The sequence below is a fragment of the Pseudoalteromonas sp. SMS1 genome (assembly GCF_021530565.1).
Lineage (GTDB): Bacteria > Pseudomonadota > Gammaproteobacteria > Enterobacterales > Alteromonadaceae > Pseudoalteromonas.
In genome coordinates this window covers 211,624-231,525 of record NZ_JAKGBI010000006.1, presented here as the reverse complement: position 1 = coordinate 231,525, position 19,902 = coordinate 211,624, and the positions used below count along the sequence as shown (strand labels likewise).

At 42.8% G+C, this 19,902-nt stretch carries 21 protein-coding genes; 15 read left to right on the top strand and 6 right to left on the bottom strand.

Annotated features, from left to right (window positions below; translation table 11 throughout):
• Nucleotides 1-94 precede the first annotated feature (94 nt).
• Entirely contained in the window at nt 95-559 is a 465-nt protein-coding gene (locus L1286_RS09750) for a GNAT family N-acetyltransferase (protein ID WP_235406716.1), read from the top strand.
• 1 nt (nt 560) lies between these two features.
• Here the strand turns inward: L1286_RS09750 and L1286_RS09745 are convergent, their stop codons facing one another.
• Nucleotides 561-806 (bottom strand): Rho-binding antiterminator, encoded by a 246-nt coding sequence (locus tag L1286_RS09745; protein WP_235406715.1) that lies wholly within the window; start codon nt 804-806, stop codon nt 561-563.
• A 178-nt stretch (nt 807-984) separates the two neighbouring features.
• On the opposite strand from L1286_RS09745, the gene L1286_RS09740 reads away from it, so the two are divergent.
• Complete coding sequence (locus L1286_RS09740; protein WP_235406714.1) at nt 985-1,377, top strand: response regulator; 393 nt, start codon at nt 985-987, stop codon at nt 1,375-1,377.
• Nucleotides 1,378-1,420: 43 nt separating this feature from the next.
• Here L1286_RS09740 and L1286_RS09735 read toward each other — a convergent pair whose 3' ends face one another.
• Nucleotides 1,421-3,583: a M3 family metallopeptidase gene (locus tag L1286_RS09735; RefSeq protein ID WP_235406713.1), complete on the bottom strand. Its 2,163-nt coding sequence runs from the start codon at nt 3,581-3,583 to the stop codon at nt 1,421-1,423.
• A gap of 357 nt (nt 3,584-3,940) precedes the next feature.
• On the opposite strand from L1286_RS09735, the gene L1286_RS09730 reads away from it, so the two are divergent.
• Both L1286_RS09730 and L1286_RS09725 read left to right on the top strand, forming a co-directional pair.
• Nucleotides 3,941-4,516: a DJ-1/PfpI family protein gene (locus L1286_RS09730; protein ID WP_235406712.1), complete on the top strand. Its 576-nt coding sequence runs from the start codon at nt 3,941-3,943 to the stop codon at nt 4,514-4,516.
• A 97-nt stretch (nt 4,517-4,613) separates the two neighbouring features.
• The gene (locus L1286_RS09725; RefSeq protein WP_235406711.1) at nt 4,614-5,150 is read left to right on the top strand and encodes a dihydrofolate reductase family protein; all 537 of its coding nucleotides are present in this window, start codon (nt 4,614-4,616) and stop codon (nt 5,148-5,150) included.
• A gap of 36 nt (nt 5,151-5,186) precedes the next feature.
• Here the strand turns inward: L1286_RS09725 and L1286_RS09720 are convergent, their stop codons facing one another.
• Complete coding sequence (locus L1286_RS09720) at nt 5,187-5,621, bottom strand: GNAT family N-acetyltransferase (RefSeq protein WP_235406710.1); 435 nt, start codon at nt 5,619-5,621, stop codon at nt 5,187-5,189.
• Between the two features lie 492 nt (nt 5,622-6,113).
• Here L1286_RS09720 and L1286_RS09715 point away from each other — a divergent pair, with 492 nt between their 5' ends.
• Together L1286_RS09715 and L1286_RS09710 are read left to right on the top strand one after the other, a co-directional pair.
• A complete protein-coding gene (locus tag L1286_RS09715; protein WP_235406709.1) occupies nt 6,114-6,566 on the top strand; it encodes a GNAT family N-acetyltransferase in 453 nt (150 codons plus the stop codon).
• 541 nt (nt 6,567-7,107) lie between these two features.
• On the top strand, nt 7,108-7,599 hold the full coding sequence (locus L1286_RS09710; RefSeq protein WP_235406708.1) for a LabA-like NYN domain-containing protein: 492 nt from the start codon (nt 7,108-7,110) through the stop codon (nt 7,597-7,599).
• Between the two features lie 84 nt (nt 7,600-7,683).
• Here L1286_RS09710 and L1286_RS09705 read toward each other — a convergent pair whose 3' ends face one another.
• The 3 genes from L1286_RS09705 to L1286_RS09695 form a co-directional block, all read right to left on the bottom strand.
• Complete coding sequence (locus L1286_RS09705) at nt 7,684-8,436, bottom strand: alpha/beta hydrolase (protein ID WP_235406707.1); 753 nt, start codon at nt 8,434-8,436, stop codon at nt 7,684-7,686.
• 135 nt (nt 8,437-8,571) lie between these two features.
• Nucleotides 8,572-9,408: a pirin family protein gene (locus L1286_RS09700; RefSeq protein WP_235406706.1), complete on the bottom strand. Its 837-nt coding sequence runs from the start codon at nt 9,406-9,408 to the stop codon at nt 8,572-8,574.
• 111 nt (nt 9,409-9,519) lie between these two features.
• Nucleotides 9,520-10,239: a substrate-binding periplasmic protein gene (locus tag L1286_RS09695; RefSeq protein ID WP_235406705.1), complete on the bottom strand. Its 720-nt coding sequence runs from the start codon at nt 10,237-10,239 to the stop codon at nt 9,520-9,522.
• Nucleotides 10,240-10,476: 237 nt separating this feature from the next.
• Between L1286_RS09695 and L1286_RS09690 the strand changes: the two genes are divergently transcribed.
• From L1286_RS09690 to L1286_RS09650, 9 genes are all read left to right on the top strand, one after another.
• The gene (locus tag L1286_RS09690; protein ID WP_235406704.1) at nt 10,477-11,799 is read left to right on the top strand and encodes an ABC1 kinase family protein; all 1,323 of its coding nucleotides are present in this window, start codon (nt 10,477-10,479) and stop codon (nt 11,797-11,799) included.
• Nucleotides 11,800-12,023: 224 nt separating this feature from the next.
• A complete protein-coding gene (locus tag L1286_RS09685; RefSeq protein ID WP_235406703.1) occupies nt 12,024-12,911 on the top strand; it encodes an ABC transporter ATP-binding protein in 888 nt (295 codons plus the stop codon).
• A complete protein-coding gene (locus L1286_RS09680) occupies nt 12,908-13,702 on the top strand; it encodes an ABC transporter permease (protein ID WP_235406702.1) in 795 nt (264 codons plus the stop codon). Before L1286_RS09685 ends, L1286_RS09680 begins: the two co-directional genes overlap by 4 nt.
• Before the next feature lie 248 nt (nt 13,703-13,950).
• Nucleotides 13,951-14,619 carry a M15 family metallopeptidase gene (locus tag L1286_RS09675; protein WP_235406701.1) on the top strand — a complete coding sequence of 223 codons (669 nt, stop codon included), beginning with the start codon at nt 13,951-13,953 and terminating at the stop codon, nt 14,617-14,619.
• A gap of 197 nt (nt 14,620-14,816) precedes the next feature.
• Nucleotides 14,817-15,419, top strand: coding sequence for a hypothetical protein (locus L1286_RS09670; protein ID WP_235406700.1), 603 nt, complete (start codon nt 14,817-14,819; stop codon nt 15,417-15,419).
• Between the two features lie 177 nt (nt 15,420-15,596).
• Entirely contained in the window at nt 15,597-16,565 is a 969-nt protein-coding gene (locus L1286_RS09665) for an LNS2 domain-containing protein (protein WP_235406699.1), read from the top strand.
• Between the two features lie 146 nt (nt 16,566-16,711).
• A complete protein-coding gene (locus L1286_RS09660) occupies nt 16,712-17,581 on the top strand; it encodes a GNAT family N-acetyltransferase (RefSeq protein ID WP_235406698.1) in 870 nt (289 codons plus the stop codon).
• Between the two features lie 86 nt (nt 17,582-17,667).
• The gene (locus tag L1286_RS09655) at nt 17,668-18,522 is read left to right on the top strand and encodes a cupin domain-containing protein (RefSeq protein WP_235406697.1); all 855 of its coding nucleotides are present in this window, start codon (nt 17,668-17,670) and stop codon (nt 18,520-18,522) included.
• A gap of 157 nt (nt 18,523-18,679) precedes the next feature.
• The gene (locus L1286_RS09650; protein ID WP_235406696.1) at nt 18,680-19,621 is read left to right on the top strand and encodes a tetratricopeptide repeat protein; all 942 of its coding nucleotides are present in this window, start codon (nt 18,680-18,682) and stop codon (nt 19,619-19,621) included.
• The last annotated feature ends 281 nt before the right edge of the window (nt 19,622-19,902 follow it).

Here is a 19,902-nt window from a genome sequence, read left to right as displayed (position 1 = left end):
GGTCTCACAATTAGCATTGCGGTGAATAAGCGCCGTGATCACGCCTATGGCAGTGTCATCTTGACTTACAAAATAACAATGTAAAAGGGACCCTATGCAACTAGTCGAGCTAAAGCCTGATGATTCTAATGTGGTAGATTTATTTTCTGAAATCGATCGCCTAATGAATACACTTTACCCCATTGCAAGTGACCAGTCATTGGCACTCGAAGAGTTGAATCAACCAAATGTGCGTGCAGTTGGTTTGATGAATGAAGAAGAAATAGTTGCCTGTGGAGCGATTGTTAAACAGTTTGATAAAACGCTTTATGGCGAAATAAAACGTTTGTATGTGAAACCTAAATATCGAGGCAAGGGCTTGTCAAAGCGCATAATGCAAATATTACTACATTATGCTGGAGATGCGCAGATCCCACTGATTCGCTTAGAGACAGGTATCAAGCAAGAAGAATCGATAAAGTTATATGAGTCTCTGGGTTTTGACCGCTGCGAGCGCTTTGGTTTGTATCGAGATAACCCTCTAAGTGTCTTTATGTCTTTGTCATTAAAAACAGAGTAACTTAGTCTTTAAAGGTGATTGTTGTAAAGTAGGTATTGGCGGTCAGCGCAGTAAGCGTGACGATGTCTTCTAGCTGGATGAGCTTTTTTTGCTCATGCGTAATCAACACAAGGCATTGCTGCTTGTGCGGGTTGTATACAATGTCATGTGCTTTACCTGAGACTGAAAGACCATCAGCGGTAATAACAGCCAGTTCAAACCCCTTAACACAGGCTAGTTCAAGGTAGTCTGTGTGTTCACATCGCATCAGTACCCCCCTTATTTTGAGTTTGCTAGTTTCCCTTGTTAGCTGAGCATATCTGTCACAAAGTCCATGCCCGTGCTGTATAACCTAGAATGTAGCGTGCATACGGTTAGACAACAAGCAATTATTTAGCTAGTTTTTATTTACCTGACTCGTTTTACGCAGTGATTAAGGATAGACAATGCGAATACTGGTTGTTGATGATATGACCACGATGCGACATGTGATGATAAACATGCTTCGCAATGTGGGGTTTAGTCATATTGATGAAGCCACTGATGGCAAGCAGGCTCTAACATTGCTGGGTAAACGTAAATATAGCTTAGTGATCTCTGATTTAAATATGCCCTTTGTAGATGGCCTCACTTTGCTGGACAAAATACGTGCCACACCTCAGTTGGCTAAAATGCCTGTACTGATGGTCACTTGCGAAAATACCAAAGAGCGTGTTCAAGAGATTTTACTGCACAAAGTTGATGGGTTTGTTATTAAGCCGTTTAATATGGCGACACTGATTAAACAATTACAGCGGATCAAGATACTTGATGCGAATGGTCAGCTGTGTGATATGTAGGTGAGAAGGCATGCAGGTATTTTGCATGCCTACTATATAGATATTACATTGTTTCAGGGAAGCCGCGGTCGCGCATCAGAGCACTCACATCGGCATCTCGGCCACGGAACTTACGATAAGCTTCTGCTGGGTCCATCGCATTGCGCACAGCAAATAAATAGTCCACAAGACGTTTAGCGACCTCTTTATCGTAGAAACCATCTGGCGCATTGGCAAACGCTTCAGCAGCGTCTGATGTCAACACTTCCGCCCACAAGTAACCGTAGTAAGCAGTTGCATAGCCTTCGCCGGAAAATACGTGGCCAAAGTGGGTTGTTCTATGGCGCATAACCACTTCACTTGGCATACCGATCGCTTCCAGCTGTGCTTTCTCAAACGCAACAGGGTCACCAATTTTATCAGGATCAGTTGTGTGGAACTTCATATCCATAATTGCTGAAGCTAGGTACTCAGTTGTAGCAAAGCCTTGATTGAAGGTTGCTGATTGTTTGATCTTCTCAACCAGAGATTTAGGCATTGGTTTACCAGTCTCATGGTGCAGTAAGAAACGGTTAATGACTTCATCTGTTGACAACCAACGCTCTAAAAGTTGTGATTGGAACTCTGTATAGTCACGTACACCTGAGTTAGAGCTTGAGTATTTTACATTAGAAGATAGCGCGTGCAGTGAATGACCAAACTCATGGAAGTACGTTTCTGCATCACTCCAAGAAACTAGCGTTGCTTGACCTTCCGGTGCTTTCACAAAGTTTGAGTTATTTGTGCTCAAGACATTGGTCTTGCCATCAAATGAGGTGTGATTACGGAATGAGACCGCCCATGCACCAGAACGCTTACCTTTACGCGCGAATGGGTCTAGGTACCATAAGCCAATATGTTCCCCGGTGGTCTTATTTTTCACTTCCCATACTTTAACGTCAGCGTGGTAAACCGGTACTGAACCGTCAGTGATTGGGGTAAATTCATAGTTAAATAGACGCCCTGCAACATAGAACATCGCATCAGTGAGTTTATCCAGCTGAAGGTATTGTTTAATCTCGTTTGAATCTAGGTCGTATTTGGCTTTACGTACTTTTTCTGCGTAGAAGCGGTAGTCCCACGGTTCAATGGTGATGTTTGCCCCTTCTGCATTTGCAATTGCTTGCATGTCGGCGACTTCTTCTTTTACTCGCGCGATTGCTGCTGGCCATACTTTGTCCATTAATGCGATGGCATTCGTTGGTGTTTTGGCCATGCGATCTTCTAGGCGCCAGTGCGCATAATCTTCGTAGCCAAGTAGTTCAACACGTTCGCGGCGCAATTTCAAAATGTCTGAAATCACCTCTTTGTTATTGTGCTCGCCTGCATTGTTGCCGCGGCTGTAGTAGTTTTGCCAAACTTGCTTACGTAAGGCGCGTTCTGTGGAGTAAGTTAAAAACGGATCCATCGAGGAGCGTGTATTGGTAATTGCGTATTTACCTGGCTGACCTTTTTTCTTAGCGGCGCTCGCTGCTGAATCAATGAATGCTTGTGGCAAGCCAGACAGTTGCTCTTTCGTTAAGAAGGTTGTGTACCCTTCTTCGTCAGCCAGGACATTGTTACCAAACTTTGTATATAGTTTAGAAAGGGCAAGGTTGATTTCCGCATAACGTTTCGCTGCATCACCTTCCAAGGTCGCCCCGTTTCGCGCGAAGCTATTATATTGAGTCCAAGTTACGCGCTGTTGTTCAGGAGTCAAGGTTTTGTATTCTGGGCTTTCGTAAACAGCTTTGACACGCTTGAATAATGCCTTGTTTTGGTTTCTCTTTGAGTCGAACTCTGAGAACTTTGCCATAACTTGCGCTTGTTTTTCACGTACTTCTTCTGAAGAAAGATTCGTAATGTAAGTCACAAAATAAGCGTAAAGCCTATCAGTTGCACTACCCGAGCGCTCCAGTGCCACAATGGTATTTTCAAATGTTGGGGCGTCAGGAGTGTTAACGATCGCGTCTAATTCGCTTAAGTGCTCGGCGAGTGCAATTTCAGCAGCAGGTACGAGATCTTGTAGTTTCATTTCGCCAAACTGTGGTACCCCTTGATACGGGCCGCTAAACGTTTTGAGTAATGGGTTTGTATATTGTTTTTGAGCTTTTTCAACGGTTGTTGTTTGTTGTGTGCTTGGCGTTGTGCCGCACCCTGCAAGTGCTAAACAGACCGCTGCACTTAAAAAAGACATTTTTAATTTCATAGTGTTCTCAGTATGCTCTGATTTCTTGATTGTGAGTATTTGAATTGCAATGTTGACCAATAACTGGCGCCTGCCACATGTACTTATTGTTTTTCAGGCTTGCGATATTGTCGAACATACTACTTTAATCGAAGACAAGTGCCAAACAGATACAAGAGAAAAGTATTGCAAATTGTGACATGACCACATTGGTGTAGATTTGTCGCTTTTTACCTCTATTTCATCGTATATTTAATGATTTTTTGAAATTCACTAAGTGCGTTATCTATTAGGTGATTTTTTCATAAAAATTTCTCTTGATTGTTAGCCATTATTGAGCCACTTTAATTACACATACTCTGATCCCGTGATGTACTCATGGAAATTGGTATCTTTATATATAATGGCATCGAGGCCCTCGACTTTTGCGGCCCACTCGAGGTGTTTACTACGGCGTCGCGCATTACACATCGGCCCATTAATGTTAGCCTGATCGCGCCCAGTCAAGCCCCTATTCGTACCCGGGGTGATGTGTCAATTAATCCGCACTTTTGCATCCATGGACACCCTCGCTTTGACTTATTAATAGTGGCTGGTGGTAAGCTTGATCGCGTCATCAATAATCAAGCCGTATTGGATTGGTTAGCTGAAACGGCCACACATACGCGTCATTGTGCGTCTATCTGCAGTGGTGTATTTTTATTTGCAAAAGCAGGTTTGATTGAAGGCAAAACAGTGACGACTCATTGGCAGCGGGTAGATGAACTGAGTGAGCAGTATGAGCATCTTAGGGTCGTCAATGACAAACGATTCGTGACTGATCAAAACTTCACAAGCTCCGCCGGTGTTGCATCGGGTATTGATATGAGCCTAGACATGGTTAAAAAGCGTTTTGGCTATGATGTAGCGAAAGAAACGGCTCACCAAATGGATTATCGCTGGAGTGAAATGTAATCAGTCATATATTTTAAAGCGAATGAGCGTGTTTTTTCTAATTAAATCAACCTTGCGGCCGATATGCTGAATAAGCGTATAGGTAAGTGAAAGGGATATGAAGACAAAGAACACAGTATACTTGGCTCAAAGTTTGGACGGGTTCATTGCCGATGAGCATGGCGGTATAGATTGGTTATCTGCAATAGACAATCCTCAGCACAGTGATCTCGGCTTTGCAGATTTTATGAGCGATATAGATGCGTTAGTAATGGGGCGCAATACCTTTGAGCAGGTTTTAAGCTTTGGCCAATGGCCCTATGACAAACCCGTGTATGTAGTAAGCCACAGTCTGAGCAAGCTTCCAGTTCAAAGCCAAGGAAAAGCTTATTTAATCAGAGCAAGTGAAGAAGAATTGGTAAGCCAAATGAGTCAACTTGGGCACAACCGACTCTATATTGATGGCGGAAAGTTAGTACAAAACTTTATCCGCGCGGCGCTAGTGGATGAAATAATCGTCACCACGGTACCCATCATTCTTGGCCGTGGAATTAGATGGTTACCTGAACTGCGCATTACGCAAAAAATTGAGCTTGTTTCATCTCAAGTTCTACTTAATCAACTCGTCCAATGTCGGTATAGAGTTTACCGCTGAAACGGGGATAGTGAGTAGACAAAGAGATTGCCAGCACTAATTTGTGCTGGCAGGCAATACCATATGATACTCGTATTTATCTTCTGAGGCAGTCACAAACCCTAGCTGCTCGTAGAGCTGCTTTGCAGGGTTGTCTTTGAGCACGGTGAGATGAGTTGGCAGGTGAGTGCTTTGTGCAACGATTTTTTGAATGACTGCTCGACCTATCCCCTGCCCTTGATATTCAGGTGCGATTTGTAATTGCATGATTTCAAGCCGGTCTTGTGTTTGAAGGTACTTCAAAGTACCGACCTTGTTGCCATGAACAAAAACTAAGTGGGAACACTTGTAATGGTCTTCTAAACGGTTAAGGTGTGCTTCATCACTTAAAAATATGCCTTGTCGCTCTAAATGTGAAGTCATTGTTTGCTGTCGCAATGCCAGTAAATATGGCTTGTCTCCTTCGCTGGCAGGTATCAATACGATGTCCATATTTTTCCCTCCTTAATATTGGTTTGAACAACCGCTGAACTTTCTAAACTAAGGTATAAAAGTGACAATTCCCCTTCTGTTGATCAAACAAAGTTGTTTTAAGTGCGATTTAATTAGTTTATGCATAGTGCTTATTTAAGCGTTGATATAGGCTAGTGCATATACTAAGACGCGTTTGCGAGGGGGAGTATGGTGGTCACAACAGGTTATTATAGGGAGCAAAAGTACAGTGTGCGCTGAAGGCGGCTTTGTGTGACCATGATTGCTGCTATGACGCTTGTCATGACTCTGAGCGGAGAACGTATTCTTTTGCCGTTTTAGTGCTGGTATAGGTCCGCTTTGGGGTTATCTTGTAAAATTCAATTAAACGTCGAGCCGCCAGTGCTGCGGTAAAACAAATGCGAGCTGATGACGGTGATAGAGCAATGTGCACTTGTTTTGAGTGGCTGTATTGTGAGCGACCTTGCTATCATTACCAAAAGGAAAGTAATAGTGTCTGAGATTATTTTTGAATTGACGCAAGAAGAGCTGCCGCTCTCGTTGTTGTTAGAAGCCGATCCATCTGAACGTAAGATAGCATCTTACATTCATGACTCGAAGTGCTATGTTGCCAAACAGAATAACCAAATTATTGCAGTGTGTATTGTAAAGCCCCTTTCCAGCCAACATTGCGAAATTTGTAATATAGCGGTTGTACCTGACAAGCAAAAGTTAGGTGTGGGTACACGCATACTGAACTATGTTATAGCTCAGTTAAAGGCGGATAAATATCATAGAGTTGAGTTAGGTACAGGTACTTTTGGTTATCAATTAACATATTATCAGCGTCGGGGATTTAGGGTTGAAAGCGTCGAAAAGGATTACTTTGTACGGCATTACAACCAGCCTTTATTTGAAAATGGAATACAACATCAAGATAGGCTTAAACTATACCGTTTGCTATAGACCCAAGCCCTTAACAGTATGCCAATAGCACAATAAACCATATCTCTATGCAGTTTATGTTAAATAGAGTGTTGAATAATTGTTCGTTACATATGCGCTTTTTTATACAGCGTAGAGGCGCTGTTAATGGCAACATAATACCCAAGTTTAAAAATACGTTGAGTACTAGGAACTCATTTTGACAACCGAGTTGGCTTGGCTGGGGGCGATATGGTCTTGTAAACTGATACCTCGCCTGACTTTGGTTTGTATCTCAAAATTAGATGAAGCTCGAATCTCATTAGCAAAAGTAGCATACTTTAATAGCTTGACGAATGTTTAAACTTCGCAAGGACTACAGTGGACAAACTTGATATCGATGAGGCGATACTGTGAACTATAGGGGACACTGACAGAATTTTCAATGCCATGCACTACTCTGTTTTAAGAGGACGTCTGGCAAATTAAAACTTTTGTTGATTGCTTATGCGTGAGATGCCAAAGTGATACCTTATGTTAAGCATTCAGCGTGTCACTTTTGGCACCTTTGAGGATGAACTAAGTGTCCGAGCAAATTAAAAAGAAAAAATTAAGTATCTTTGTTGATGTTCAAAACGTCTATTATACGACGCGCAGTGCATTTAAAAGGAACTTTGATTATAACCATTTTTGGGCATCTGTGACCAAAGATAGAGAGGTCGTGAATGCTTATGCATATGCCATTAATCGTGGAGATGAAAAGCAACTACAATTCCAAAATATTCTCAGAGCGATTGGTTTTGAAGTCAAATTAAAGCCTTTTATTCAGCGTTCAGATGGTACTGCAAAAGGGGATTGGGACGTTGGTATTACTATTGATGTCCTCGAGTGTGCAAAAGATTCGGATGTCATTGTTTTGGTATCTGGCGATGGAGATTTTGATATCCTCGTCAATACGGTCCGGGAAAAGTATCAGTCTCAAGTCGAGGTTTATGGCGTGGAAACATTGACTGCACAGAGCCTGATGTATGCCGCGACTCAATTTAACCCCATTGAAGGTGAACTCTTGCTTTGATGTGCTAGAGCGCAATTTCAGTTACCTAATAGTGACTTTTCAGACAAAAGTTTACCGCGCTCAATGCGTTTTGTTACAGTTTAATCATTGCATTAGCTGTTCACATTTTTTGTTATTTAGGTAGCCTGAAAGCAGCTTTGCGATGGAGGCTTTTAACCATGCAGGCCCCTGATCTGTCATGTCGTTATGTTTGGCGCCGGGGATTTTAACGATGCAACCACCATAGGTTGATTGCTCTAGTGTTGTATATAGTACACCCGGATCCGCCGGGAAGTCACTTGCACGTATTGAAAGGACTGAAATGTGTGTCGTTCTAGGCAGTGGAACGCGTCTATGGTCGAGTGTAATGAGTCCCGCAATAAATTCAGCGCCTTGGTTGATAAGTAATGAAGAAAGGTCCCCTCCATTCGAGTGCCCAACTAGCAGTATACGAGTAAAATCATATTCAGGAAATTGTGTTGTGAGGTACTCGCGCACAAACCGTAATGTTTTTGCTCCCCTTTGCCAGTTTTCTTGACGAGTTTGATACAAATTACCAGACACCGAGAGTGATGGATCTGAAGCAAGCTCATGTTTAATGGCTACGGACAGATACCCGTGAGAGGTGAGTTGGTTGTTGATAAATGAATACGCTTTATGTGATACACCATATCCTGCGCTAATGAAGGCAACCTTGCAAGGTTGTTCAACCGAACAGTGACTCGGTTGCTGCGGTAAAGAGACTGAAATCGGAATCGTTCTTTGGCGTGTTTCATCATGCAGCGATGTAAGCTGAGAAGGAGATGCCTGTGTGCTCGCCATCGTGCCTAAAAGCAAAGCAAATAGGGTGACTTTCATAAAAATGCAGTTTTAGTTATTTTTGTGCAGTATATATAACCGCAAAACTTAAGTAAATTATTGAAAATCATTAACTTGTTAAAGCCTGTAAAAGGGGTTTACAGGCAGTTTATGATTTCCAATTTAAGGTGATACTTATAGATTTCCAAACTTTCCTGCATGATAATCTCTCACTGCTTGATGCAGCTCTTCTTGGGTATTCATAACAAATGGCCCCATATGCGCAATTTTTTCATTGATCGGATGTCCAGCAAGAAATAGTATGCCTGATTCCGAGTCGCCTCCGTGCAGTTTAATAGGGTGGGATGGGTCCAACGTGATTGCATAACCGGCTTTAAAATACTGGTCCTTTAACTCGCCAGTGTGGACATAAGCAACAACCTTCCCAAAATGAGACAAGTCCATTTGAAGGGCGCTATTGGCTGGCAGCATGATATCACTGATTGCCCCGCCACCCGATAAGTCATTTAACCCAGAAGAGACTCGTTGTCCTTCAAAATGCCAATCTCCTGCGAGAGCGGTCAACTGAGCGCCTGATTCATTGACGATGCTGGGCAGTATGCGGTCATTCGAATCTTGATATTTTGGCGGATCCAGTTTGTTTTTAGCCGGCATGTTCAACCATATTTGAAACCCATGCATACCATGTTGTGCATCAGTCAGTGGCATCTCAGAGTGAATGACGCCTCGACCAGTACTCATCCATTGTACTTGCCCGGCACGAATGGCTTTTTTATTTCCCATCTGATCCTGATGCTCAAAGCCGCCCTTTCTAATGTAAGTAAAGGTTTCGATACCTCTGTGGGGATGTGCAGGGAAGCCGCCAATAAAATCTTGTGAGTTATCCGATTTTAGTTCATCGATCATCAAAAAGGGGTCAATGCTGCGACCATCAAAGCCTGCGATGCGGTTAATTTTTACACCTGCGCCATCTTGCGTGGGGTGAGCTTTAGTAACGTTTACAATCTTCATCGTTATCTCAATGATTAAGTGTCAATGAAATTACTTTAAATTTATTATTGGTAGAATAAAATTGCCAAAAATCGATGGTTTCATTCTTTTTTAAAGAATGACTCTACATATTTAAGGAAAATACTGTGTGTTTTTAATAACCTGTTGCTCGGCTTTTGAGATAAGTGCAGCAAGTTCGCCTGAGCGCTGCATTTCAATAATCTTGTTATTGACCAACGGCACCAGATGTTTTTGAGATTCATGAATGTAATGAAATAACTCAAGCACGGCTAAGTTCTTGTTAAGCGGCTCAACATTGGTAATCCCCAATTCGTCTAACTGGACCAAACCATCAATACGATTGGTGAGTGCCACATCTGCAAGGCCCGCCGAGACAAGTCTCAATATTTGTTTCGTGGTATCCATATCTTCGACGTACTTCATGCCTTTGGTGATATTATTGGTGTGCTTTACACCTCTGACCTTAACGATATGATAGTTTCTCAATGCGTCTACTGAATCTATCTTTACGCCGCTGTCTTTTCTAACAAATGCCATGGTTTCAAGGTAATAGTAGGGGGTTGGTACGCGAATTGTGCTGGGGGTCTCTTCTCCGTAACTGAATATCCGCATGATCTCACCATGTTTTAGGCCTGTACTTGCTTCAAATTGCGCTCTTTTTCCTGGGAGGGGGGTAATCTTGATATCTATGTCTAAGCGTTTATAGATCTCTGGTAGTACAATGCGGCCAATTTCTTGCTCTATCAGAAAGTTTATTGATACAAAATGATATTGCTCAGCGACTAGCTGCTTGGAAAATACGAGTACTAAGGCTGCAAACAGATACTTCATTTGAGGTGCGATTAACTTTTATTGTACTGAACAGACTTAAGTATAGCGTATTGATAGTTTAAGAAAAGTCATCCTTTTATTTGGTGCGAGAGAGGCGCTTCTATGAGCAAGTTTGTTATACTGGGGCACTTTAATAGGCAATCGGCGGCTTCTTGAGTATGAAAATGATCCATGGCTATGGCATTTAAGTACCTTTAACAAATACTCATAAATCTTTGTACGCACTCTGAGGCATATATGGCAGAAAAAAGTAAGAAAGTTCCTTCATCACGAGTATCTAGGTTAGCGCATTTAGGTGGGCTAGCAGGAAAAGTCGCGTCGAATGTGATGATCAGCGGTGCGAAACAAGTGTTAACGGGTCGACAAGTGTCGCGCAAGGATTTGTTACTTCAGCCTAAGAATATTCACGCCATAGCAGATAAACTTGCGCACTTACGAGGCGCAGCTATGAAGTTAGGTCAGCTTTTGTCTATGGATGCGGGCGATTTATTGCCAAAAGAGCTAGCTACACTGTTGGAAAAGCTACGTGCAGATGCACAGCCAATGCCCCACAAACAGTTAATCGCGTTATTAAAAAGCAACTGGGGGGTCGATTGGCTCGATAAGTTTAGTCATATAGAACTTCGTAGTTTTGCGCGCGCGTCAATCGGCCAAGTGCACGAGGCTACAACGGAGTCGGGCAAAAAGTTAGCGCTCAAAATTCAATACCCAGGCGTTGCAAGTAGTATCGATAGTGATGTGGACAATGTGGCGATGTTAATAAAACTTTCTGGACTTATGCCAAAACAAGTCGCAATAGAGCCGTTGATGATGGAGGCTAAAAAGCAGCTCTTGGTTGAGACAAACTATCAAATAGAGGGGCAGCGATTAGTTGAGTTTGCGGATGGTCTAGCACCTTACCCGCAGTTTAAAGTTCCTCGATATTATCCAGAATACTCAACGGGCTGTATCCTTGCTATGGAATATGTAGATGGACAACCTTTAGATGACTTTACTGATGCAAGCGTTGAATTACGAGATAAACTTGCCAGTGATCTAATCTTACTATTCTTCATTGAAATGTTCGAACTACAGACTGTACAAAGTGATCCTAACCTCGCAAACTACGCTTATAATATGCAGCAGAAACAGTTAGTTTTGTTGGATTTTGGGGCATCCCGCAGTATCGATGACAACTTGGTCGAGGGTTATTGGAAATTACTCAAGGCGGGGTTGGAAAACGACAGAGCGTTGATGGCTGAAGCGGTGCAGCAGATCGGATACTTTGGTGAGCAAATAGACGACGCTTATAAAGAAATGGTACTAGCACTATTTTTTATGGCGACAGAGCCGCTAAGAGCAAAGCAGCCATATGATTTTGCAACAAGTGATGTGGCGATGAGGATCAGAGACAAGGGCATGTCATTAAGCACACGTGAGGGAGAATGGCATACACCTCCCGTGGATGCGTTGTTTATTCATCGTAAACTAGCGGGTCTCTATTTAATTGCAGCGAGACTTGAAGCCAAAGTAAATGTCGCTGCGTTATTTAGTCAATTTGAGCTCCCCAGCTCATCCTAATGTTTGCTAGGCGTATGGCCATTTTTTGTCGTACGCGCCTTAACTCGGCAACGTAGAGATGCAAACTTATCAGCTGCCCGTTGGGCAATCATTTGTTGTGTTGTTTCTACTCTGACAAAAGTCATCTGATTTTATGACAACCCTCACTCAACAATATGAGGCCTTTTTTTCATACTGCATGTATCGAAAATAAAGACCTTGTATTATGGGTCTAAGGGAGCGTAATGAATTGGGCAGTCAATTTAGAGCAAGTTAGTTTTTCATACACAAACAGTGAAGCTATCAGGAACATTACTTGTCAGCTCGCCTCAGGCAATATTTATTCTATTATTGGCGAAAATGGCGCAGGTAAAACAACGCTCGTGAAGCTGCTATTAGGGCGACTAAACCCTACATCAGGCCATATCTCCGTATTGGGTCACCAGCCGGGAACATCCGAAATAAAAAACCAAGTGGGCGCAATGTTACAAGTGGGGTCACTACCGAGTAACATTCGGGTGATTGAGTTTATTCAGCTTTTTAGAAGTTATTACCATACCCCTATGAGTTGGCAAGGGGCTTTACAATTGGCTGAATTAGAATCACAAAAGTCGACTTTTTTTGGTGAACTCTCAGGTGGAGAAAAGCAACGTTTATTGTTCAGTCTGGCGTTAATTGGTCAGCCTAAGCTGGTTTTTTTAGATGAACCAACATTGGGGATGGATGTGCATATGCGACGGCGGTTATGGGCACGAATCATCCAGCTTAAACAACAGGGAACGACCGTCATTCTGACGACGCATAACTTGCATGAAGTTGAGTCAGTGACGGATCAAGTGTTGATATTACGCGCGGGAGAAGTCGTTACCCATGGCACACCTAGCCAGTTGAAAGCCAAACAACAACGCAGTGAACTCCGTTTTGTGAGCGAGTTTTCCGAGGCAACAATTAGAGCGCTACTTCCCATGTTTGCGGTGCACAAGGCGGGGAACCAAATTTATATCGCAACAGATGATGCTGCTAATGTGATCAGCATTTTGCACCACCACAATGTACCAATGCAGGGGTTATCAGTTTCGCCTTTATCGCTTACGCAGGCATTCATAGATATTACAAAGGGGGAGTTGTCATGAAAAGTGTCGTTCATACCTTATTTTTAGAGACTAAACTGGACTTGCTGTCAGCACTTAGAACACCTGGATTTGTTGTCCCTGCGGTTGCATTTCCAGTCCTGCTCTATCTATTTTTTGGCATCTTTATGGTTCAAGACAAGCCACAATCAAGCGTAGAGATAAGTACTTACACAATGATTAACTATATGGTATTCGGTCTTATGGCACCGTCGCTGTTTAACTTTGGTGCGCATGTGGCACAAGAAAGAGAAAGTGGGTGGCTCGAACTCAAACTGCTTTCACCTATGCCTACCGTGTATTATTTGTTTGCAAAATCTTTAAGTGCAGTGGCATTTACTGTGGTTATTTCAGTGCTGTTATTTGTCTTTGCTTGGCTACTCGGCGGCGTACAACTTGATTTACTACAGTTGACGGCATTACTGGTTTTAGCGGTTGTAGGCACGGTCCCCTTTTGTCTCCTCGGCCTAACGCTTGGGCTTAAATTCACTGCGAAAGCTGCATCTGCGATAACTAACTTGGTATTTTTACCTATGGCAATGCTCTCTGGACTTTGGCTGCCCATATTTTTAATGCCTGAGTTTTTGCAGCAGTTTGCCTGGCTTTTACCGAGCTACCATTTATCTCAACTTGGATTAGCCTGTGTGGGATTAGGGCAAGGGTACAGCGGATACTTTCATTTTTTTGCATTACTGTTGATGTGCTTGGTTTTTTTGATGCTAGCGGCATTTCAGTATAAAAAGGTAGGGTCACATGAGAAAAAGGCATCGTCCCTGAAAAAGATATGCATATAGCATTTTTCCATCCCAAAGATGTCTACATAAAAGCATATGCCATTTTGGGCAAAAAAGTGTCAAAGAGTGTACAAAACTGGTTAAAAAGTGTAAGCGAGCACTTGCTTATACTCATTGTACATACAATCAGCTACTGGCGATTTTATATGTGTTTTTCGAGGTTGCTCTCTGTATCGCCTTGATACTGTCCATACTTCTTCCATAATTATCCTTCAAACTGTTGTTTGTTGGGGAATTTGGAAGTGGGTATGGATATGAGAATGATACTTGGATTTGTTGCTATTACAGGGGTGTGTGCCGTGCAGGCATCCGTCTCAGAATTTGTCGATATCAAATCAAGGGTGCCAAGTATCGAAACCGAAATCAGATACTTTGGTGAAGATAATTTTGTAGGTAAACGTATCGATGGATACTTAGCGCCAAAATGCTTGTTAAGCCAAGCTGCTGCTAGGGGCGTGATGAAGGCACAGCAAACATTAAGCGAATTTGGCCTCGGTCTGAAAGTATTTGATTGCTATCGTCCCCAGCCAGCGGTCGATCACTTTGTTCGTTGGGCTAAGGTGCTTGATGATAAGAAAAACAAAGCGAAGTTTTACCCCGATGTGCCCAAGAGTGAATTGTTTGAACGCGGTTATATTGCGGCCCGCTCCGGCCATTCTCGTGGAAGTACCCTAGATGTCACATTAGTGGATTTAAACACCAAACAAGAATTAAACATGGGTTCTGAATGGGATTATTTTTCCCCTGTTTCTTGGCCCAGTTATCAGGGTATTTCAGCCAGCCAGCGCGCCAATCGTATGTTATTAGCTCACGTGATGCGTCAGTCAGGGTTTATTGGCCTCTCTGAAGAATGGTGGCATTTTACGCTTGCAAACGAACCACATAAAGATCAGTACTTCTCGTTTCCAGTACAGTAGTATCTTTTATAGGTCCGGTTGTTTGTAAACAAAAGTAAACTGTAAATATTTAATTAAGTTATTAAGTTGCGTAAGTCAAGCTAGTGGCTTTATACCAATGTGAATATTTTGTGATTAATAAATGGCGCTAACCACTTGAATAACTTTGACTCACCCTTTATTGTACCTAAATAATCTATAATTGTTAAAATAGTGATATGTATAAGGGATTAGCCAGCGCAGTATTATTGCTAACAGGGTGCCTCATTTGGGGAGCTTTTAGTGATGTGTGTGCAAATGGATTGAAATACTACACTGTGATCTCTAGTGAGCAGGGGACGTTTTCGCCTCGCTCTACGATAGATAAACTGCTGGATGAACCTCAAGAAAACTACCTGGTTATCAACAAAACCTCCACTAATGCCGAAAAAGCGCTATTAAAAAACCACCAATATATTAGTCAAGCCTACATTGAGTTTGATATTCGGCGTATTAAGCAGTTGAAAAAACACGATACTATCGCCTTTTATGTACCTCAATTGCAGCGTAGTTTTATTATCTCTATCAGCGATACTCGCAACGAAAAACTGGGAAATTTGTCGGTTTTTGGTCACTTACTTGACGATCTGCAAAAGCGCACTGTGCTAGAGCTCAAACTATCGGGACTATCCGTGTCCGGACGATTTAAAACACAAAGTGGAGAATATTTGTTTCGCTCTCATGCACAATATGGCTGGATTGCATCGGAATATGAAGGGCATAGGCGTTATTTGAAGTACCCTCAAACAAAACAACCGTTGGATACCTTTGCTCGGAAATAGCAGGGCACCTATTTTTTGCCCCCCAGACGTGATAGGTCCATTGCGGCCGTAATTTGCCTTGCGAAAAAAATAATTCAAAAAATTTTCTCTAAAATTTTGTAAAAGATAAATATTTGTTAATAATTTTGTAATCTAGTGTATTTACTCTCTCTAAAAATTTTGAATTAAGGGATAAGAATGAAATTACTTGGTTACATAATTTTAGCTGCTGGTTTTTCCAGTAATGTGAGTGCATTGCCTGCCTGTCCTGACTTGGCATGGTTAGACACCAAAATGGTTGCGCCTGTGATGCCAGATACGGGTTACAGAAATAGATTTAACAAGCTGATAACATGGTTGCCTGAATTCCACATGGTGCATGACCAAGTCGTCGCAGAGGGCACTTCGTTTCAAGTAACGGCTAAATTTGATTATGGCGCTGTGGCACACAAGGATTTGGAATACGAGACAGTCAAATTTTATATTCGCTCTCAGCAAGACAGCGATTGGCGATTTTTAACTGACGCAGTGACCAACAGTGATGGTAAGGCGACGTTATCTTTGCCAGGATTAAGTGCTGGGCAATATCGCATTTACGCAGGTGTACCCGCTGATGGTACGGGTGCGCAAGGGTATGTTACGGTGGTGCAACCGAATACGCCTGCGGTATTGTTTGATATAGATGGCACGCTCACAGAGTCCGATGCAGAACAAATAGGTGATTACACCGGGATAGATAGAGCGGACCAAAAAGAAGGGGCTTATTCTTTAGTAAGGCGTTATCTAGACTTAGGTTATCAGCCCGTTTATTTGACCGCGAGAGTGTATTGGTACGCTAAAGGGACCCGTGATTGGTTAGATTGGATGGGGTTACCACAAGGCTTTTTAAGAACCTCTTTGAGTAACGAAACCAGTCTATTTCGTACCGCAGAATACAAAATAAGTGAAATTAATTACTTGCAAGCTCAAGGGTTGAATATCGTCAGAGCATATGGCAACGCTAAAACGGATGCAGAGGCATTTATCCGTGCTGGGTTAGGTGGCCAGAATAGTTTTACAATTGGCAGTGATGCAGGTCATTACGGCACAACCGCAATTAATAACAACCATTATTATCAGCATATTCAAACGCATGTTGATACATTTCCAGCAGCAGAATGTGAGTAACCATTGAGCTCAGTAACCCTATGTTCTTTGGTTACTGAGCATGAAATAGTCATTATTCTTTTGCTCAAAGTGGTACTTTGCGCTTAGTTAAAATGCCCCACAATATGGGGTAAAGTGTTGCTAAATGACACGAGAAGGTTTTGCTAATGAGCAAGGAAAATTATCAGATAAGAACAATGCGCAAAGACGAAGTCGAGCTTGCTGTGAGCTGGGCCGAAAAAGAAGGCTGGAATCCCGGTAAAAACGACGCTCAAAGCTACTGTCTGGCGGACCCAAAGGGCTTTTTAATCGGGCTGGTTGAAGGCGAGCCAGTTGCCGTGATCTCCGCGATTAAATATAGCAAAGAGTTTGGCTTTATCGGATTTTACATAGTAAAACCGGAATATCGTGGCAAAGGGTATGGTTATGCACTTTGGCAAGCTGCGATGGCCTACTTAGATGGCTGCAATGTCGGGTTGGATGGGGTCGTTGAACAACAGGACAATTATCGTAAATCTGGATTTGAATTGGCCTATCGCAATATTAGATATCAAGGCGTATTTAAAGCATCCCAGTTTGATGTAGCTTCACATCTGTCACCGCACATCACCTCAGAATTTGAACCAGTGTGCATTCAAACCTTTGAAGCCCCCTTTTTTCCCGCAGACCGAAAGAGATTTAACCAGCAGTGGCGCATCCAATCAAACGCCCATGCATTGGTGATTAATACACCTGATGGGATCACTGGGTATGGAGTGATCCGAGCCTGCGAGTGCGGTTATAAGATAGGTCCTCTCTATGCTGAAAATCAAGTCGATGCGAAAGCCCTAGTAGGGGCTTTGATAGCGCGTGCTGTGGACAGTGACAAAGCTGACACTGTATATTTGGATGTACCTGAGTGCAATCAAGAGGCTGTATCTATGGCAAAATCGCTCGGTATGAGTATTGCTTTTGAAACCGCGAGGATGTACACAAAATCAGCGCCGAGTTTGCCGTTGCATCGCATGTTTGGTGTAGCATCATTTGAAATTGGGTAATCGCTGCTTGGGGGAGTGCCCCATTTGGAGTGCTCAATCTTGTCACAACACACCCCGTTTTTGTTAGATTTGTAAGGACTTTTATCATGCCATCAAATGCCCTATTTATACTCGCGCTTGAGCGTGACATAGATTTAAACCAGCCTTTTCACAGTTCGCCTACGTTACAAAGTGAAGGCTTTATTCACGCGTGTACGGCGGGTCAAGTCAGTGCCGTTTATCAGCGGTTTTATGCAACTCACGAATGCGTGTATGTGGCGGTTGTGGATGCGAGGTTAGTGGAAGCTGAAATTAAATATGAGGCACCGAGTGTTCCGATTGCGCACTGTGAGCAATATTTTCCGCACATTTACGGGCAACTTAACACCGATGCCATCGTTGATGTACTCGAATACCGTCACTTTATTCATCAAGACTTAGACGATCCATTGCTTGATGTGTTAGCCCACTACCGATTTTCAAGATTGCCAGTTGAAGGAACATTATACAAAAGCACATGGCGTGCAGACACTGAGGTAGCAGGAGAGAAGCCCGCTGGCACGGCCATGATTGGGATGTACTGTCACCCGCTCAAGAGTGTGTCTTGTTTTCATCGTCTGAATCATGACGAAATTTGGCATTTTTACGCTGGAGACCCCTTTTGTTTGTATCTATTGTACCCCGATGGAAATACGCAAACGGTGGTTATGGGAACTGACTTTTCTCAGGGGCAGCTCATACAGTGTCGTATCCCTGCGGGCGTGTGGCAAGCCGGTGAGGTACGACCCGGTGGAGACTATGCCATATTTGGTTGTACGATGGCGCCTGGCTTTACGGGAGATTGTTTTGAAGCCGCAGATCATGAAGCGCTTAAACTACAATACCCGAAAATGTCGGAAGCGATCACGCGACTGGCGGTCAATAAAGGACACACAGCAATGCCAGATGGGTTTGCAAGTTAAAGAAATTTAGTGCCTATTTTGGCTATTTTTGCAATGCACTCTATATTGAAGTGATGGGTGGTTTATCGGATACTCTGCTTTGCAAAAAATAGTCATAATACTTATTCTGCTGTTTTACTCCTCTTTGGTAATTGCATCTCAATCTGTTGAGGAGCAAATGGATTTGCTTAAGGAAGCGCAAGACTATTTATCGGTAAAGCCATCGCACACACTGCAAATACTTGATTCAATGACCGCCCGTGAACTATTGCCTACAGCGTTGAAAATTCGTTGGCATATTATCCGCGTAAGAGCATCAGTGACTACCAATCAACTTGATCTTGTTGAGCAGTCTTTAACAGAGTTATTCACGTATGATAATCATGGCTATTTTAATGAGCGTCTAACAACTATTTTGAGTGCTTTAGGCATTTGGCTAAGACGAAAAGGACACTTAAGGGAGGCCGATATAAGTTTGAAATGTGCGCTCAAATATACAGATGATGAACGCAAACGGATGCTGCTAATTAATAGTAGGGCATTGGTCGCTCGGCATATGGGCAAGCACACACGAGCGAGAGCGCTCTACCACCAAGCTGAGCAGATTGCGGTCTCACTCAATGCACGTTCAACTATGGCAACCATTAATAATAACCTTGGTGCCATTGCACTGGATCTAGGCGACTATTCGTTGGCTGAAACACAATTTAGATTGGCGCTGGCTGGCTATCAAGACGTGGCCAAGCGTTCAGGACATATTACAGCTGGCTTGAACTTGTTACTTGTCTTTGTAATTAAAGGGGAGCTCACCAATTATCAAAGATTGTATGGCCCTATTGCCACATTGACAGACGCCTTCCCAAATCAGTCTAAAAAAGCGCTTTTGCTCTGGACATTTGCTGCCTATGAAGCAAAACAAGGTAAGCAATTGTCGAGCATTGATAAAGCAGCGCTTGAGTCAGCTTACCTAAAGCTTGAGAGTTATAAAGTCAAAAGGTTAGTGGACATACATTTGACACCAATATTGGGTATTAAGCCGCCGCAACGACTTCAACAGCAAACACCAAGCGCATTTCAAAGCGTTTGGTTTGATAAAGTATCTCAATGCAATTGGCAATAGTCATGAGAAAGCGGCATCTCTTACGCTAGTTTTTAGCCGCTGGCATTCTAGATGTATCCCTGCTTTTTGTGAGCGGGTAACCGACTTGATATTGCTGACGAGCAAATCAATGTAAAGGACCTTTACAGGTAAGGACAGTGAGAAAGTGAACGTACGTCGTGTGTCATCCAAGTCGCATAAAAAGTTTGAGTGGGTATGGCTTTATGGTAGATCACCGTTTTATCGCTATTTTAGTGTATTTTATAGAGTCTTAAGCGGCATTTTGAGCGTTAACTTGTAAG